General features: G+C 45.6%; 21 protein-coding genes. 10 read left to right on the top strand and 11 right to left on the bottom strand.

What is annotated here, in order from left to right; all coding sequences use genetic code 11:
* Nucleotides 1–60: 60 nt before the first annotated feature.
* Complete coding sequence (locus B3S86_RS07175; RefSeq protein WP_290750952.1) at nt 61–1485, bottom strand: NAD(P)H-binding protein; 1425 nt, start codon at nt 1483–1485, stop codon at nt 61–63.
* 160 nt (nt 1486–1645) lie between these two features.
* Here B3S86_RS07175 and B3S86_RS07170 point away from each other — a divergent pair, with 160 nt between their 5' ends.
* Entirely contained in the window at nt 1646–2035 is a 390-nt protein-coding gene (locus B3S86_RS07170) for a hypothetical protein (RefSeq protein WP_035407503.1), read from the top strand.
* A 249-nt stretch (nt 2036–2284) separates the two neighbouring features.
* A complete protein-coding gene (locus B3S86_RS07165; RefSeq protein WP_035407506.1) occupies nt 2285–3634 on the top strand; it encodes a phenylacetate--CoA ligase family protein in 1350 nt (449 codons plus the stop codon).
* Nucleotides 3635–3689: 55 nt separating this feature from the next.
* On the opposite strand, the gene B3S86_RS07160 is transcribed toward B3S86_RS07165, so the two are convergent.
* Nucleotides 3690–4544 carry an AraC family transcriptional regulator gene (locus B3S86_RS07160; protein WP_290750945.1) on the bottom strand — a complete coding sequence of 285 codons (855 nt, stop codon included), beginning with the start codon at nt 4542–4544 and terminating at the stop codon, nt 3690–3692.
* Between the two features lie 172 nt (nt 4545–4716).
* Here B3S86_RS07160 and B3S86_RS07155 point away from each other — a divergent pair, with 172 nt between their 5' ends.
* The gene (locus B3S86_RS07155; RefSeq protein ID WP_290750942.1) at nt 4717–6069 is read left to right on the top strand and encodes a phenylacetate--CoA ligase family protein; all 1353 of its coding nucleotides are present in this window, start codon (nt 4717–4719) and stop codon (nt 6067–6069) included.
* A 136-nt stretch (nt 6070–6205) separates the two neighbouring features.
* Here B3S86_RS07155 and B3S86_RS07150 read toward each other — a convergent pair whose 3' ends face one another.
* Complete coding sequence (locus B3S86_RS07150) at nt 6206–6568, bottom strand: hypothetical protein (protein ID WP_290750938.1); 363 nt, start codon at nt 6566–6568, stop codon at nt 6206–6208.
* A 186-nt stretch (nt 6569–6754) separates the two neighbouring features.
* On the opposite strand from B3S86_RS07150, the gene B3S86_RS07145 reads away from it, so the two are divergent.
* Entirely contained in the window at nt 6755–7486 is a 732-nt protein-coding gene (locus B3S86_RS07145; protein ID WP_290750935.1) for a DUF5694 domain-containing protein, read from the top strand.
* The gene (locus tag B3S86_RS07140) at nt 7487–8083 is read left to right on the top strand and encodes a hypothetical protein (protein WP_290750932.1); all 597 of its coding nucleotides are present in this window, start codon (nt 7487–7489) and stop codon (nt 8081–8083) included.
* On the opposite strand, the gene B3S86_RS07135 is transcribed toward B3S86_RS07140, so the two are convergent.
* The gene (locus B3S86_RS07135) at nt 8065–8988 is read right to left on the bottom strand and encodes a zinc-dependent alcohol dehydrogenase (RefSeq protein WP_290750929.1); all 924 of its coding nucleotides are present in this window, start codon (nt 8986–8988) and stop codon (nt 8065–8067) included. The two genes, B3S86_RS07140 and B3S86_RS07135, sit on opposite strands and share 19 nt — an antisense overlap.
* A 121-nt stretch (nt 8989–9109) precedes the next feature.
* On the opposite strand from B3S86_RS07135, the gene B3S86_RS07130 reads away from it, so the two are divergent.
* Genes B3S86_RS07130 through B3S86_RS07115 form a run of 4 tightly spaced genes read left to right on the top strand, consistent with a single transcriptional unit; the run spans nt 9110 to nt 10848 of the window.
* A complete protein-coding gene (locus tag B3S86_RS07130; protein WP_155960143.1) occupies nt 9110–9277 on the top strand; it encodes a hypothetical protein in 168 nt (55 codons plus the stop codon).
* A gap of 12 nt (nt 9278–9289) precedes the next feature.
* Nucleotides 9290–9703: an RDD family protein gene (locus B3S86_RS07125; protein WP_035407525.1), complete on the top strand. Its 414-nt coding sequence runs from the start codon at nt 9290–9292 to the stop codon at nt 9701–9703.
* Nucleotides 9693–10418, top strand: coding sequence for an alpha/beta fold hydrolase (locus tag B3S86_RS07120; protein WP_290750921.1), 726 nt, complete (start codon nt 9693–9695; stop codon nt 10416–10418). The genes B3S86_RS07125 and B3S86_RS07120 overlap by 11 nt, the downstream gene beginning before the upstream one ends.
* The gene (locus B3S86_RS07115; protein ID WP_056061840.1) at nt 10390–10848 is read left to right on the top strand and encodes an NUDIX hydrolase; all 459 of its coding nucleotides are present in this window, start codon (nt 10390–10392) and stop codon (nt 10846–10848) included. Before B3S86_RS07120 ends, B3S86_RS07115 begins: the two co-directional genes overlap by 29 nt.
* Before the next feature lie 55 nt (nt 10849–10903).
* Here the strand turns inward: B3S86_RS07115 and B3S86_RS07110 are convergent, their stop codons facing one another.
* The gene (locus tag B3S86_RS07110; protein ID WP_290753236.1) at nt 10904–11653 is read right to left on the bottom strand and encodes an SDR family oxidoreductase; all 750 of its coding nucleotides are present in this window, start codon (nt 11651–11653) and stop codon (nt 10904–10906) included.
* Nucleotides 11654–11841: 188 nt separating this feature from the next.
* Between B3S86_RS07110 and B3S86_RS07105 the strand changes: the two genes are divergently transcribed.
* Nucleotides 11842–12231, top strand: coding sequence for a thiol-disulfide oxidoreductase DCC family protein (locus B3S86_RS07105; protein ID WP_290750914.1), 390 nt, complete (start codon nt 11842–11844; stop codon nt 12229–12231).
* A 44-nt stretch (nt 12232–12275) separates the two neighbouring features.
* On the opposite strand, the gene B3S86_RS07100 is transcribed toward B3S86_RS07105, so the two are convergent.
* The 6 genes from B3S86_RS07100 to B3S86_RS07075 all read right to left on the bottom strand — a co-directional run bounded on the left by B3S86_RS07100 (nt 12276) and on the right by B3S86_RS07075 (nt 16635).
* Nucleotides 12276–13388: a hypothetical protein gene (locus B3S86_RS07100; RefSeq protein WP_290750911.1), complete on the bottom strand. Its 1113-nt coding sequence runs from the start codon at nt 13386–13388 to the stop codon at nt 12276–12278.
* Between the two features lie 74 nt (nt 13389–13462).
* Nucleotides 13463–13756 carry a spore coat protein gene (locus B3S86_RS07095; protein WP_056061829.1) on the bottom strand — a complete coding sequence of 98 codons (294 nt, stop codon included), beginning with the start codon at nt 13754–13756 and terminating at the stop codon, nt 13463–13465.
* Nucleotides 13749–13967: a hypothetical protein gene (locus B3S86_RS07090; protein WP_056061826.1), complete on the bottom strand. Its 219-nt coding sequence runs from the start codon at nt 13965–13967 to the stop codon at nt 13749–13751. Before B3S86_RS07090 ends, B3S86_RS07095 begins: the two co-directional genes overlap by 8 nt.
* Before the next feature lie 5 nt (nt 13968–13972).
* Complete coding sequence (locus B3S86_RS07085; RefSeq protein ID WP_058264888.1) at nt 13973–14854, bottom strand: manganese catalase family protein; 882 nt, start codon at nt 14852–14854, stop codon at nt 13973–13975.
* Nucleotides 14855–14938: 84 nt separating this feature from the next.
* Nucleotides 14939–16078 carry a M14 family metallopeptidase gene (locus tag B3S86_RS07080; RefSeq protein WP_290750901.1) on the bottom strand — a complete coding sequence of 380 codons (1140 nt, stop codon included), beginning with the start codon at nt 16076–16078 and terminating at the stop codon, nt 14939–14941.
* Nucleotides 16079–16080: 2 nt separating this feature from the next.
* On the bottom strand, nt 16081–16635 hold the full coding sequence (locus B3S86_RS07075) for a cysteine hydrolase family protein (RefSeq protein WP_290750898.1): 555 nt from the start codon (nt 16633–16635) through the stop codon (nt 16081–16083).
* Between the last annotated feature and the right edge of the window lie 4 nt (nt 16636–16639).

The raw sequence follows: 16639 nt of genomic DNA, 5'->3' as shown, positions 1-16639 counted from the left end.
TCCTTCTGCAAGCGACAAAAAACGATCCGCCAAGGAAGAGGCGGATCGTTTTAATCGGGATCAAGATGACGGAACGATTTCGTCTGCGTGTGTTGATTCTTGTTCCGTCGAATGAATTCGACGCAATAAGTGTAATTTAAAGAGATACATGACGAGCAAGTGAACGTTCGCCTGCGTCACCTTATAGAGTATCCACGGTAAAGCAGGGACGAATTCGTGAATGGCAATGATACATTCCTGTGTACCGGGAATTTGCCGAAATTCAATCCGACCCCGGCTATCTTCCTCGACTTTTGCGAATAGTCCGCCGGTAATCCGGTATGTCGCCATTTGTCGATCACGAACCGGTTCCTTCGTCAATTCAAGTAGGGGTTGTTCGTAAAATGGAATGTTTATTCCAACGACTTGATCTTTCATAGTTGATGATAGGAAAGGACGCGCAAACGAAGATAACCAATCCATGTAATCGTCAGCTGCCCAGTCGGCATCGCGATCCTTCGGCAAAAGAACACGTTGAACTGAACGAACGTCAAGGGCGTCTGGTGTTGAAGACGACGAGGAAGAAGAACCTTTTTTTTCTTCCTCCTCTTTTAGCGCATCACGGACCGATTGTTCGAATGTAATTTTTCCGTCACTGATCCCTGGAACCATTTTTTCTGGATCTGCAACCATCTCATGAACCATGCTTTCAACGAGTGGATAGACGGTTTCTTTTGGTTCTCCAGACACGAGCGTCACCCAAAGTCGAGATAATTTAACGGTCAATAAAGGAATATCAATGGTCGGTTGTCGTTTTCCCATGATGTCAGCAGTTCGAAGGATCATCTCTTTATAGGTCATCGCTTCCGGTCCACCGATATCGATTGCCCGGTCTTTAACATCATCGCGATCGACACTTTCACCAAGTGCATGAATGACATCCGGTAAAGCGACGGGGTGTGTCTTGTTACGTGTCCATCGTGGGAGTGCCATGACGGGGAGGCGTTTGACGAGCTTCGATAAGATTGGGAAAGATGAGCCTTTTGGACCGACAATCAATGCGGCACGGATCGTCGTCACCGGTGTGCCATAAGCACCAAGAACGCGTTCGACCTCGAGTCGGCTCTTTAAGTGACGCGATAGATTTTCTGTTTCCTCAGGAATGATACCACTTAAGTAAATGATTTGTCGGATACCATTTTCTTTTGCTGCACGGGCAAAGTTATCGGCTAACAATAAGTCCATGTTTTCAAACGATCCTTGTGTCAATTTAGCAGAAGGCATCATCGAATGAACGAGGTAGACAGCGATGTCCGCTCCTTTCATACCAGCAATCGTATCGTCTAGAGAAAAGAGATCGCACGATCGCCATTCGACACGTTCCTCATTGTCCTTATCATCGCCGTTTCGAGAAAGGGCAATGACGTCATATTTTTTCTTCAGTTCGTTCAGTAGATTGTGACCGATGTAACCGGTAGCTCCGGCTAAAGCTAGGCGCGTTGGCATGGATGTAAACTCCTCTCTTATATCTGTTGTAATGTACCCCCAATCGTGTCAGTTCAATCGCAAGAGGATACGCTGAGATGATTCAGTTGGATGGAATAGGGAATAAAAATATAAGGAAAAGAATCAACAGGAAGAATGAAAAACAAAGGAGGCTTCAACCATGCAGACGATACAATTCATGCAAGCGGAACATGAACGACGATTCGATCTGTTGTGGAGACGCTTAAAGCCGAAACAACGAGAAGATGCAGCGATGGTCTCGATGCTGTATCTCGCAACAGGACAGCCACAAGTGCTCGAACGATTCTCGGATTATTTCTTTCCGGATAGTGGTGAGTTTTTTGATCGTGAATTTCTGTCAGAACCCTATCCAAGTCCAGCGTTAGAAGCAATCATCCACTTGATCGTACAATTATATAATGGGCGAACGACGATAACGATCATCGAGTTGATTGAACGATTGGATGAACAACAGATGTCGCTTGTACTCGAATCGATTAAATTACGGGCTTACGGGTGTCAGATGCTACAAAAAGTCGCGAAATCGTAATGGTACACGTATATGAATCCGATCGACGAAGAGATTTCCTGATTCGTCGGTCGGATTTTTTATGATGGAAGAAAAGTTGTAAGTTCAAGAATCGATGAGAAGATGTTCGTAAATCAGAGTTCAATAAAATAAATCGTCCTGAAAATAAAAGCTAAGTTTATTCACGAAGAACTAATTGAGGTGGGCGACGACTGGAAATAAGATGAAAGTATCAGTAAAAGGTGGTTTATCTATGGAAGGAGTGACATCATGCAGCTCAAAGAATCGATCTACTTTCACTCACCGATCTTCATCCAAAACTTGTTGACGACTTTACAAGGACGTCGCCTGTTCCACGAACGATATGGTCCAGCCTATCAACAACGCCTACAAGAACTGAAGCAGAAGTTAGGACGACCGAATGACATACGGGCGGAACAGTTGCATCGATTAAACGACTTCCTTTCTTTTTGCCAAACGCATAGTCCGTATTATCAGGAATTGTTTTCCTCTCTTGCGTTAGAGCTCCCTCTACGATCGATTGACGAACTAACACAAATTCCTCCTTTGACGAAAGAAATCTTACGACAACAAAATGAGGATGTCCATGCGCGCGTCCATGCTCCGATTCTCGGGAAAACGGGCGGTACGACCGGCAAATCGATTCAAGTCCATTACACGAAAGAAGACATGCAAATCCGCATGGCGCATCTCGACTTTTTCAAATGGACACATGGCGTCGATCAAGGGATGCGCCGTGCGAGTTTTACCGGTCAAATGCTTGCCTCACCTCAACAAAAGGCACCGGTTTATTGGCGGACAAATAAAGTCATCAATCAAATGTTGTTCTCGATCAAAAACATCAATCCGAAAACCGCAGCTGCATATATTGAACAACTCAATCGGTTTCAGCCGGAATCAATTGATGGTTTGCCTTCAGGAATGATCGAAGTTGCACGATACGCTAAAAAATATGGTTTGACTTGCACATTTCGTCCAAAAGCGATTTTTCCGACGGCTGAGATGATGACGGCAGAAGAGCGAGCACTTGTCGAGGATGTTTTCCATGCGCCAATCTATGATCAGTATGCGTCTTCAGAAGGGGCTCCGATCGTCGCGGAATGTCCGTATGGCAAAAAACATTTACATTATGAGATGGGAATCATTGAACGCGATGAGGATGGCGAAATTCTCGTGACGAGCTTCGATACGCACGGCACACCACTTATTCGCTATCGAGTTGGAGATCGCATGACGCTCAGCCAGGAAACGTGTCCTTGTGGTCACCAAGGTCCGATCATCGCTTCGATTGACGGACGAGGACGAAGTTTCATCCAATTACGAAATGGACACCGTGTCTTTGAAGGGGAGCTCGCGGGAATCGTTCGAGCGTTCCCGAACTGTATCGAACGTGTGCAATATATTCAAGAGACGCGGGATGAGATTGTGTTATTGTATGTACCAGATGAACGGTGTTTCGAAAAAGAACACGAGAAGAAACTCTTTTTCGTTCTTGACCGATTGTTTGAAGGACAACTGAATGTCGTCATGCGTGCCGTACCCGAAATTCCGAAAGAAATCAGTGGAAAGACGCTACTGATTAAGCAACAGTATGTATGACATACGAAAAGGTGAGATCGCCGATGATCTCGCCTTTTCGTATGTCTTGAAACCATCAGTCGCGCGGACGCACCGGAATCCAGATGGCAGATTGATAATCGGCGGCAGACGGGTCGCCTGCCGAATAGACTTCGAGTTCTGCGTGAGGTAACGGCTCATAACCATGTGACGGAAGCCATTCTTGGTAGATGCGGTGCCACATCTCTTGAATGGCGTGCGGCATCGGACCGACAACTGGGAACGTCGCCCAAAGACTCGCCGGAATCGTCATCGTTTCCTGACCGAGCAGGACTTCCGTTGTCGTCGTCGCGATCCAATAATCCATCGATGCTTCGGTGAAATTGGAGCAGACACCAATCACACCATCAATCTGACCGTCATTTTGTTTGAACAAGGTAGCATCTTGACCGGAATGATTCACATCATTCCAAAACAATGGAATCAGTTGTTGTTGGGCACCATCTTGCGTAGGGAAATGTTTTCGCCATCCTGAAATCTGTAAAGCAGGTCGTTCGATGAGTTGATAATCCATTTGATCCAGTCCCTTCAAAATCACCTGAATGCTCAGGCGGTTATAGGCGTGAACCCGACGTCGCTCGTTTCTCATCAACGTCGGGGAACAACCATGCTGACGTTTGAAAGCTTTTGTGAAAGCTTCCGGTGTCTCATAACCAAAACGTAAGGCAAGATCGATGATTTTTTCGTCCGTCTGTGTCAATTGTTGCGCAGCAAGCGTCAGACGTCGCCCTCTGATGTATTCCGGTAAGGTCATCATCGCAAGTAAGGAAAACGTTCGTTGTAAAGTATACGTTTGCATCTGCGCCACGCTTGTCAAAACGTTGAGATCAAGCGAGTCTTCTAAATGATCTTCGATATAGTCAATGACGCGTTGAATCGATTCGAGCCACATCTTGTCACCTCCTTGTTTTCAGTATAGTAGAGCGTTGATCATCGGACCTGTCCAAGGTGATATCAATTTGTCAGGATGCATGTTCCCTTGTATTTGTCATATTCTTGTCAGGTACATAGGCTATCGTAGAGACATCGAAACCGTTACTTCCCTTGCGAAAGGACGTGATGACATGGGTATCAAAGAGCAAATCTACAATCGCTCTCCTCTATTTCTCCAGCACCTCTTCACAACCCTCTATGGGTATCAATTGCATCGCGAACGTTATGGACCGGTCTATCAAGAACGGTTTCGGATGCTCCTCGAACGAGAACAATCGACGATCGACGTCAAAGCGGAACAACTTGACCGTTTAAATGACTTCCTTCGCTTTTGCATTGAACACAGTTCCTATTATCGTCAGCTCTTCATTTTGCATGGCATTCTTTTACCGTTAAAGGACCTATCCGAACTAAAACATATTCCTGTACTGTCAAAAGAAATATTACGAACGCAAATGGAGGACATTCAAACAGATGTTGTTGCGCCAATTATAGGGAAAACGGGCGGAACAACAGGCACATCACTGCAAGTACGATATACGATACCGGATATGCAAATTCGAATGGCCCATCTGGATTATTTTAAGGCGACCCACAATGTCTACCGTGGCATGCGACGGATCAGCTTTACGGCACAGGATCTCGTACCCGAGCGTCAACAGACGGACGTCTACTGGCGGATGAATCGAGCGGCAAATCAACTCTTATTCACGGTAAAACGATTATCCCCACGGACGATGGCAGCGTATCTTGAAGCCATCGAACGTTTTCAACCAGAAACAATCGATGGTCTTCCGTCAGCGATGATTGAACTCGCCCGGTTTGCGAAGCGAGAAGGGATCCGCTTGACATGTCAACCGATTGCGATTTTTCCAACGGCTGAACGAATCGACACGGAAGAGCGCCAGGTCATCGAAGAAGTGTTTCATGGACCAGTTTTTGATCAATATGCATCGTCTGAAGGAGCACCAATCGTCTCGGAATGTCGACTTGGTCAAAAACATCTGCATCATGAGATGGGGATCATCGAACTCGATACAGACGGGGAGATTCTCGTGACGAGTTTTGATACACACGGCACCCCCCTCATTCGCTACCGGGTCGGAGATCGGATGACGCTCAGTCAGTGCACCTGTTCCTGTGGTCACCCGGGACCAATCATCGAATCAATTGACGGAAGGGGGCGGGCGTTCATCCAAAAACCGGATGGTCAAAAGATTTTTGAAGCGCAACTGTCGAGTATCGTCAAACATTTATCAAACAATATCGAGCGTATTCAATATGTCCAATCGACGCCGGATTGCGTATCGATCTACTACGTTCCTGACGCGGAGCGATTCAGCCAATCAGACGAACACCTTCTGATGGAGCGTCTGTACCGTTTATTTGGTCGTGATATAAAACTTGATGTCCAAGCCGTTTCATATATCGATGCTGAGGAAAGCGGAAAGATTTTGCTCATTAAATCAAGCTTAACAGGATAAAAGAAAGTGGACAGATGGCGCCATCTGTCCACTTTCTAATTATTTCTCACCATACCTCGTTTAAACGTATATTTTAAAATACACGCGTTATTAGTACTTTGAAAGGTTTACCACTTTAAAAGTATTTTAAATTACCTCATCCATTCAGATTGTTTTCGATATCCCTTACCTTTTGTAAAAGCCATTTTTTATTTTCTTTGTCTTTTACGATGATGAAATCTTCTGTTCCTTTAACAGCATAGATGGTGGATCCGACTGAAAAGAGATTCGATTGACTGTTCGCTTGGGGCATTTCGTATGCTTTTGTTTTCTTTAGTATCGTACTAATTTTTTCTCCTTGTTGTTTAGATGCGTCCAATTCAGCTTCTGTTCCGTTATATTCTTTATTGTTCACAATGACGATCATTGCATAGCTTCCTTTTTCTTCTGTACCAGCCTGACTGCATCCCATCAAAACAAACAGAAATCCGATTGAGAAAATGACGAATCTTCTTTTCATGAGAACCTCCTGCACGCTTTTTTTGTTTAATTTTAACATATATTAAATTATTCACCTTTTAATTCATGATAATACAATAAATCAAATAGTCATTGTAAATTGAGATCATTCGTCTAAATTGATCATAGATAAATGTCGCATCTTTTGTTAAAAAATAAGGTAAAATCAGGAAAAGGAGGAATGTAGATGAAGCCCCAGATTTTACTGTTAGGCATGTTCCATCTTGATCGACCGGCAAATGGTGATATGATTCGTCCAGTAATTTTTGATGTCGCATCAGAGAGACGGCAACAGGAAATCAAGGAAGTCGTCGTTCGATTAAACAGATTTCAACCGACATGCGTTGCTCTTGAAACGTCACCTGAACGCATAAGTAACCTGCAACATACATATGACACCTATCAACACGAGAGTGATTTAACCGCTAATGAACGGCAACAAATCTGCTTTCGCCTAGCCCGGATGGCAGGATTAGCACAGTTGCATGGAGTCGATTGGAACGAAATCGTACCAGGCGTACCGGATTTAGGAATAGTCCGTTCACATCATCCGGAAGCTTTCGAGACGATCGTCACTGCTGAGATGAAGCGGACTGAACAGTTAGAGAACGCGATGGAGCAGTTATCCTTTTCCAAGTGGCTCGATCGATTGCACGCTGAAGAGACGATTGCAGCGTCCGCTAAGGTCTACGATCAAATCGAACAGCTGGAAAACGGGCGAATTTGGATCGAACGCTACTGGCATGCCCGTAATCAAAAGATTGCCAATCGTCTACTGCAACTTGCCCAGACGACCGAGCGAATCGTCTGTTTGTACGGTGCTGCGCATCTTCCGCTATTAAGACAATACTTAAATGAATCGAACCAAGTTGTAGTGATGACATGGAGCGATTGGAACAACGATAAGGAGTGTATGTAAATGCTATTTCACTACCATATTTGGACACCACATTTGGAGGAAACAGAAGCCTGGTATACAGCACGCGGGTTTCACGTTTCTCAGCGCATTGGAAAGAAAGATGGAGAGTTTTCTTCGTTTAATCCACCTCTGACATGGAACGATTTTCGAACGGATAAGATTGTGTTTCGGATCATTGAAATGAAACGCGGGGCAGTGAACGTGACTATCGGGTACGGGAAGGTCATTCGCTTCGACCACATCGGATTTTTGATTCAATCAGATGACTTGCAAATGATCCTTGACCGTGCAGAAACACTTTCATTTACAGTCCAACCGAATGAGCGTCGGACGTTTTTGCAGACACCATACGGATTACGGATTGAACTGCAAATCCATGAAGATGCGATTGCGGATACTGATGGAACGACACTTGAGCGTCTGATCCTAGCGACGCCGCTCGAAGGATTAGAGGCGGATTTAGCGAAACTGTTCGATCAACCGGTTCCGCAAATCCAAACCGTCCGCGGGGAGAAGACCGTCTTGCAAGAAGCAGTCTTTTCCGACGTATCGCTAGCAGGTACGGATCCGAACGGTGTTCAGCTCGTCTGCTCATAATCAACGAAGACTTTGATCGGGAGATCGGTCGATGCCATTAAGGCAGCGAAGCAGTTGGCGAGCTCCGAAAACGAAGTTTCTTGTTCGAACAAAGCAGGTAATGTCGCGTGACGATCGTTGGAAAAAAGCCAGTCTGCATGCTGCCGGTAGTTCCAACCGTCACTCGATGCAATGATCTGAAGTTCCTTTGCGTGAAACGCGGGCGTCAACGTCAAAGATTCACGGTTGCCGTCCGATAAGACGCAGATTGCACCATGAGGACGGACAGCGGATTGAAGTTCGGCAAAGGCCGCTTGACGCCCGGAACATTCGATGGCGGCGTCATACGTGTCTGAATCCGGCGTGACGATGTGTGCGCCTAATTGACGTGCTAATTCAGCTCGGGAGGCGAGCGGCTCGATGATATCTATCTGGCGAACGTTAACGTAATGCCGTAAGTAATGTACCGTCAACAAACCGATCGTACCCATTCCAGAAACTAAGACTCTCGCGTCGGGCGTCAATGTCAGTTTTCGGACGCCTTTTGCCGCGTCACAAGATAGAATCAGTAGCAAGGCTTCACGTGGTGAGACATAAGCAGGAACCAAAATGACCTTCGACTCAGGTACGACCGCTTGATCTTGATGACCATAGAAGCCGACGACCCGATCACCGGGTTTGACGGTTTGGACCGCTTCACCAACAGCAAGCACCTTACCGTAACTTTCATATCCGGTCTCTAGCGGATAGCCATAATCGGTTTCAGTCATATCTTGTTCAAGCCATTGCGGAAGTTCAGCACCGATACTGATGGCACCGGCAAGGGTGCGGACGTGGACGTCATGGATGCCGAGCGGCGGTAGGTTCCGAACGAGATAACCAGGCTTCTTCAGCTCAACGAGACAGCAGGTCGTTGTAGTGTTCAAAATGCAAACCCCATTTCAATAAAGAATCAAATATGTGTAAGCATACCTCAATTTACTTGTAAAATATAACAATTCGATAGCGTATTTCATGTATGATAAAAATGGAGGAGGAGATTCTTGTATGGCATCATTATTGATTTTGGCTTTACTCGTGTTCGCATTCTTGACGTTTCGGTACAGTAAAATCCTTGTCCGAAAAGATATCTCTACCGCAAACAAACGACTCGCGATCGTCTTTTATTTGATTGCTGTCAGTGCACTCGGCGCTGTCGTCTATTTTAACGTATAAGGAGGATCATCCATGCACTCAACAACAAAACGACGAATCGGTGCGTATATCATCAACCAGGCTGTCTATCTCGGACTTTCCGTCGTCATCGAAAAAACGGTATTACGACGTGTGAAGTCAGAAGTCGTTCACGCCGTCGTGACACAACCGACGATCAGTTTTCTAGGAGAAGTCGCGCAATTAAAACTGTTGAATGGAAAAACGATTGGTGGTCAGATCTGTGGTATTCAGGTCGAGAGCGAGAACGGATTGCCGTTGACGACGAAACAAATCGTCCGTCGAACAGTTTATCGCGATACGGTCTCGTTGTTTAAGATTCGACCGTACTGGAAACCGTTTCTCGAGAACGGACAACGATTACCGGAAGATGACTTTGCGAGAACGATCGTCCGCTTGAACCAGGAGAAGCTAAAAAATGAAGCTTGATTTTCATGTCCATAGCGTCCGCTCCTCTCACCCAACAGGAGCCATTCTACTCTACCATGGTTGGGGCGGTACGGCTGTTTCTTATCTAGAGTTTGCACGACAATTATCTGAAGAAGGGTTCGATGTCTTTATCCCGGAACTTATTCGACACGATCAACGTGAACCGTTTGATCATCCGTTTGATCCAGAAGTATCGACGACCTATTTTTGGACGGTCGTTGAACAATCGATCAAGGAAGCGATAGCTATCATCGAACAATCAGGCTGGCATGTTTCAGATGTGATCGCGATCGGCGTCTCGATGGGTGGGTTCATTGCCCACGGAATCATGGCGCATTTGCCGATTAAAGCTCTCATTGCGATCAATGGGGGCGGTGCCTTTCTTGAAGCGGAGCATCAATTCCGCACGCGCGACGGACGACCTGCTATCAAAGAAACAGATGTACCATGGAAGATCGATCCGATCGATGTGATGGATGAGCGTCCGCGTTTGCTCCTGCACGGGGATGCTGATGACATTATTCCACTATCAATCCAGCAGTACTATCACGTAACAGCAGTTCAAGCAGGTATGACGCAAACGACTGAATTATGTGTTTTTCCGGGTGTGAATCATACTGTGACGGAGGCGATGATCGAACAACTGATTGTCTGGGTGAAGCAAGTCAAACTTCAAGGGGCGACAGATGGACTATATACGTTTTCTCCGCAGTAAGGTCGGTCAGGAAAAAGTGATGTTGAACTTTGCAGGTGGCATCGTCTTCGACGAAGAGGGACGCATTCTTCTACAAAAACGGCGGGAGCAACAAGCGTGGGGCTTTCCTGGTGGCGCACTGGAACTCGGAGAGTCGATTGTCGAAGCAGCCAAGCGTGAGATTTTCGAAGAGACCGGAATTCATGTCGCGATTGAACGTTTGAGTGGTGTTTATTCGCAGTACGAAGAGATTTATCCGAATGGGGATGTCGCCCAACCAATCGTTCATTTTTTTGTTTGCCAAGTCAATGGAGGACAGTTAACGATCGACTCCAATGAATCATTGGACATTGCCTTTTTTGAAAGAGACCAGATGCCAGAACTCTATAGCGACTTGCATCAAGTCGCCTGGAACGATTTTTTGACGGAAATGGGTCCGGTCTTTCGATAATGAAAAGCATCCTTCTGATTTTGACGTCAGAGGGATGTTTTTGCATGCTACACGTTTAGCGTTCGAATCCGCCTTCGGAATGAATGACTTGTCCGGTCACCCAGCCACCGTCTGGACTAACGAGGAATTGAATCAATCGTGCAACGTCTTCCGGCGCACCGATTCGCCCAAATGGAAAACTAGGTTTAAGCGCTGTCCGTGTTGCTTCATCCATCCAAGTCGAGTCAGTCGGACCCGGATTGATGGCATTAACGGTGATACCAAGCGGTGCTACGGCTGCCGCATACGTTTTCGTAAATGTTGACAATGCACCTTTCGTCGTAGCGTACGCAATCTCGTCAGGCATTGGACCGAGATCCTGTCCGGACGTCAATTGGATGATACGACCGGAAGTTAGATGTGCTTCAGCAAATCGCTTCGTAAAACGTGTCGCGAGTAATAGCGGTGCCCGGAGATTAACGGCATAGTGTTGGTCGAGGCTTGCTGCATCGAGCGTTTGCCAATCTGTCATTGTCGAATGAGCAGCGTTATTGATCAGGATGTTTGGTGCTCCAACATCTTCTATGCGTGCGAATAACTCGTCAGCAGCATCTGATTGACTTAAATCAAGTTCAATCGCAAGGACTCGGGCACCTTGATTTTCGAGTTCGGTCGTAAAACTAGCCGCCCAATCCGCTGTTGCTTTAAAATAAGTAAAGACCAGGTCATGTCCGGAAGAGACAAGTTGGCGGCAGATTGCAGCTCCGATGTCGCGTGTCTGACTGGCACCGGTCACGATGGCAATCGATCGTTTTGTCATATATATGCTCCTTTTAAGTAGATGGATTTGTAAAAACCAAATGTTTACAGAATCAGTATAACGGAATGAAGAGAAGAAGAGAAAGCGTTATCATGATTTAACATACTAAATAATTGCATGTTTATACCCAAAGTGTGGTAAAGGAAAAGTGTACAAAATCATTCGTTAAACAGGTAGGGAAGGGTGAATCAATCATGAAAGCAATCGTCTTATTCGATGGAGAATGCAATCTCTGTGACGCGAGCGTCCAGTTCATCTTAAAACGAGACCAGGGGTACCATGATTTTGCGTCGTTACAAGGGGAGACAGGGCAAGAACTCGTAAAGCGCCACCATCTCCCGGAAACGATTGACAGTGTCGTCGTAATTGACCGGGGTGTACCGTATATCAAATCGGATGCTGCGTTACGGATTGCCGGTCATTTAGGAGGTGGATGGCGTCTGTTGAGAGTGCTTCGCATTGTTCCACGTTCACTCCGGGATCGCGTCTATGATTTCGTTGCAAACAATCGTCATCGTTGGTTTGGACAAAAGCAGCAGTGTGCACTGCCGTCTCCGGAGACACGTGCTCGATTTCACGACTAAATATGAAAAACCGCGACGAATCGGTCGCGGTTTTCTTCTGTTCATTAGTTGGTCACATGCAACCAGTGACAACTTGGCAACGGATTGCCGAGGAAACTTAAACCTAAATCATGGGCTTGGTGGATTGTTTCAAAACAATCGTCTCCTTCATCCAGATATACTTCATGGTGCGGTGATTGGAGATGTGTTCCTGCGATACGCCAAAGATTTGCATGATGCGCTACCTTGATTTCGTAGTCGATATTAGGTGAGACTACGAGCGGATTGCCGACAGAGTGGTGGAGCGTATATCGTGCTTTTGATTGATCTGATAAATAGACCCGCTGAGTCGACGCTACATCTTCTCGATATAACTGATGACGAGCATCAAAAGATCGGGTAGGGTTTGCTTGTTTTGATAGTTGATGAGTGGTTTCACCATCAAATGTCAGGACTTCTGTAAAGGTGCGATACTCTTTTGAAAAAGGCGAATATTGTCGCGCATCGCCTTCGAAATAACGATGCGGAGAAAACGGATTCGGGTTCATGAGAATCGGAGGAGCAATGAACGTCATTACACGCAATCGGTAAGAAGAAACCTTCGTATGTGAAGCGGATAGCGGGTACAAAGAAAAATAGAGCACGAACTGTTCGAATTCTCGTTCCCGGTCTTGTTCCTGTTTTATCTGATTCGTAACGCGGGCGAATGTCTCGATCATCCGTGCGAACGGCATCGATTTTCTTGAAATAGGACGGAGTACCCGAATTTCGAAACGTGTAAACTGTTCAGGGTCAATCATTCCTTGCCATTCGGGTGACGCAGTTTGACCTAACCGATATCCATCTTGAAATACCGTATAATGCGATACCTCTGGGATTTCACCCCATAACAGTCGGACAGCATGATCTTGTTGGATCAGGGCAGTCATTTTTCGGTTCCAGAACAAATCATCTGTACTTGAAACAAGAGCGGTGACGATACGTGTCTTCGAATCTGAATCGATCAGTTCGAATGACAAAGGCTCAAATAAAGGAAGTGTCTCCGTTTGATAGCTATTCGAGTTCTGAATGAAACACGGTCTACCATTCAATAAGAGACGGACGTTACTTGTCCCTTCCCAGGTGAGGCAAACAGTTTCTCCACTTTGTTTGAATTGAATATGATTGATGTCAATCATGAGACTGATCGCTCCTTACACGAATTCTGAAAGAAAACCCCTTCCACTTCAAAATCAGAAGGGAAGGGGGAACGTCATAGTAAGCCTTTAGCGACTTCTAGTTTTTCTTGATCGTGTTTTAATTGTTTTTTCAAGTCATGCGCGTGATACATCTCATGATCGATCATGTATCCGGCGATTGCTGCGTGAGTCTGAATGGCTTTGTTCAACTGTTCAGTCAAGACTTTTCGAACGTCAGGAGAAGCCGTTTCCGTAATTGCAACAGCATAAGCGCGGACAAGTGATTTGCTGCTGATCAAGAAGTCTGTCGCAATCAACTCGTCGCGTTTTTTACTGGGACGGCTAATGGATTGAAGAGCTTCATTCATGCAAACCGCCTCCTTCATGATCTGCCAATAGCTTTTGTAAATCGTTTAATGCTTGTTCGCTATCTTTGATGTCTTGAGCAATCAATTTTTCAAGCGTCTCATCTTTGACGAAAGAACGTACGGCAACAGCTTTAACGAGACAGGCTTGTTTCATCGTCATGATTTCATGGATTTCGAGTGTTTCATGGATTGCAAGTGGTGATTTAGCCATCGATCTCACTCCTTATCATGTAACATACGTTTGACAGTATCTTTGACGTTTTGCATTCCTGTTTTTTCTGCTAGGTCGTGGTGAAGTTTGTGTGCCGGTACCTTCATGTTCGGAATATTTCCTTGCGGTGCAGGATTTTCTAGATGAACGAATTCACCGGTTCCATCCTGCGCTTCCCCTTGAGCCCAGCGACCTTCTTTTGAAGCTGTGCCTTCCGATAGGTCCCAGAACTCATAAGCATGCGGTTGCGCTTCCATCTCATCTTCCGGTGCGAAAGTAGCAGGCACGACAACTCCGTTTTTCGTCTCCAGTTCTTCGATCGCAGCCATCCATTGATACTGGTGATACCGGTCGCGAGCGAGCATCTTACGGAAGGTAGCGCGAACGCCTTCATCCGTCGTCATATGATAGAGGCGAGCGACCTGAAGACGCCCCTGTGATTCAGCATGTAGATTCGAACGCATGTCTGCCAATAAGTTACCGCTCGCGACGATATAAGATCCGTTCCACGGAATGCCGTTGGCGTTCGATGGCAGTCCACCGAGACCGCTGACAAGAAGATGCTGTGGATTCATACCCCCGAGAATTGCTGCCGTCGCTGGATCTTTGGCAGCTTCTGCCTGATCATCCGGTGACGCCCCGTCGAGCAATTGAGAAATGAGGGAACACAGCATTTCAACGTGTCCGATTTCTTCCGTCCCGATATCCATCAACATATCCTTGTACTTTTCTTCACCACGGCAATTGAAGCCTTGGAAAAGATATTGCATCATGACAGTCATCTCACCGAATTGTCCACCGAGTACCTCTTGCACGGCCCGAGCAAGCTTTGGATCGGGTCGATCAACCTTGACTTCGAATTGTAATTCTTTTTGATGGCGAAACATGAAAAGAACCCCCTTTAAGTTTTAAACATATGCGATTTACACATGTTATATACCTTAATCAGTTTCTTTCAAACCTGTTTTACCTTATTTTTCGATAGGTTGAAGTGAACGTTTAATCAAAGAATGACTTTTAGGATCATTGATCCATTCAGTGATGTTGTTAAAGATGAAGGATGTCTCGTTCAAGATGGACCGTCGCCACTGTTTATTTTTAGGGATGTAAAGTGCATCGAATCGCTCTCTAATCCGTCGAGGGGCAACTGCTTGATTGAAAAAGAGACGATTTTCATCGATCGTTGCTTTTAACGTTCGGAGTAGGGCAAAAGGATGCTTTCCAAGCGTTCCACACTCTAATGTTAAACCTAAAAAACCGATGTGTCGCTTTTTTGTTTCTTCATACAGATAGTTTAACCATTCTCCTTCAATTGCATAAAACTGTTGATCTCGTGGTTGATCGACGATCGGATAACGTGTGTATACTTCTACCTCCCTAGCGTGTCGTGGATCTTCCGACGACATGACGAGTTGGACTTGACCCGCTGGTCCATAACCCGTATGGCAGTCGAGCATCACGACGTGTTGGTAAGCAGATAGTGTATCGACGAGCCGACTTAACACATCGGAGAAGTAAGCGTCTTGCGTATATCCGCCATAATAGAATCCGGTCGGATGCTTGAATTGTCCAAGTGTCGCAGCCTTTAAAAAAGCGTGTGGACCTAGACGAAGCAAGTCGTATAAGACATGCAGTGTAAACGGTATGTAATCCAGACACCGTCCTGAACCTGACCGTTTTATAAACAAAGATTGCAACTCATCAAAACCCGGATTGCGTAAATCTGCCTTTGAAAAATCGTGAATCGCGTTTCGATTTAAATTGAGGTTATGCTGTGTTTCTTTTCGATGATGTTTCATCCCATATGCATTAATACCATGGATTAGCAAAATATCGACTTCTCGCGTATTTACCTGTTTCATATGGTCTGATAAAAACTGGAGCTGCATGGCACTCCCTGCGTACCCTTCGATTCCATGTAATCCACTGGTTAAGATCAGTAATGTTGAATTATTACCGGACTGGCCGTGCCACCAATCGAAATAGAGTGACGCTTGTTGTTCCAGTGAATCATGCGTTAGCTTCGGATAATGCTGAGAAAGAATGCACTGTGCAGTCTCATTGAAACGTTCGCGTGCTGATTCATACGTTCCAGAAAAATAATGAAGCATGGTTATTCCTCCTTATTCATCAAGCATGAACTCGAGGAGCAATCCAGTGATAATGTCGAACTGAGAATTTCTAAGGCATGATCTTTTGCGACAGCGGTTTCTGCTGCCGTACAGTCTGCAGGGACATGAATGGCATATTCCCGCATATAGGCGTCATTTGCTGTAAATAAGATACACATGTCGGTCGTTAGACCGGTGATGATAAGACGCGAGACATCCAAATGCTTCAATAAAATATCGAGCTGAGTACCGAAAAAACCTGAGTGCTTGGGCTTGATGATGAAGTAATCATCCTCTTCTGGATGGAGTGCTTCGATGAGTACATTCCCAAGACCCCCGCGGCACTCATCAATGATTTGATTGACATTTTCCTGCCACAGACCAAAATTGTCATTGACGTAAATCACGGGAATATTTTGACGTTTACAATGTTGTTTTAATTTTGTGAGTGGTGAGAGGATAGGGAGCGTTTGTTGCATTAACTGCTCAGCTCCTTCAAAATCCATCTTATTAATGACGTCAATGATCAACAATGCTGTATTTTCTTGAACAGTCATGGTG

It is taken from the genome of Exiguobacterium sp. UBA3968, assembly GCF_002385115.1.
Classification (GTDB): domain Bacteria; phylum Bacillota; class Bacilli; order Exiguobacteriales; family Exiguobacteriaceae; genus Exiguobacterium_A.
This window is presented reverse-complemented; position numbering and strand designations above follow the sequence as displayed.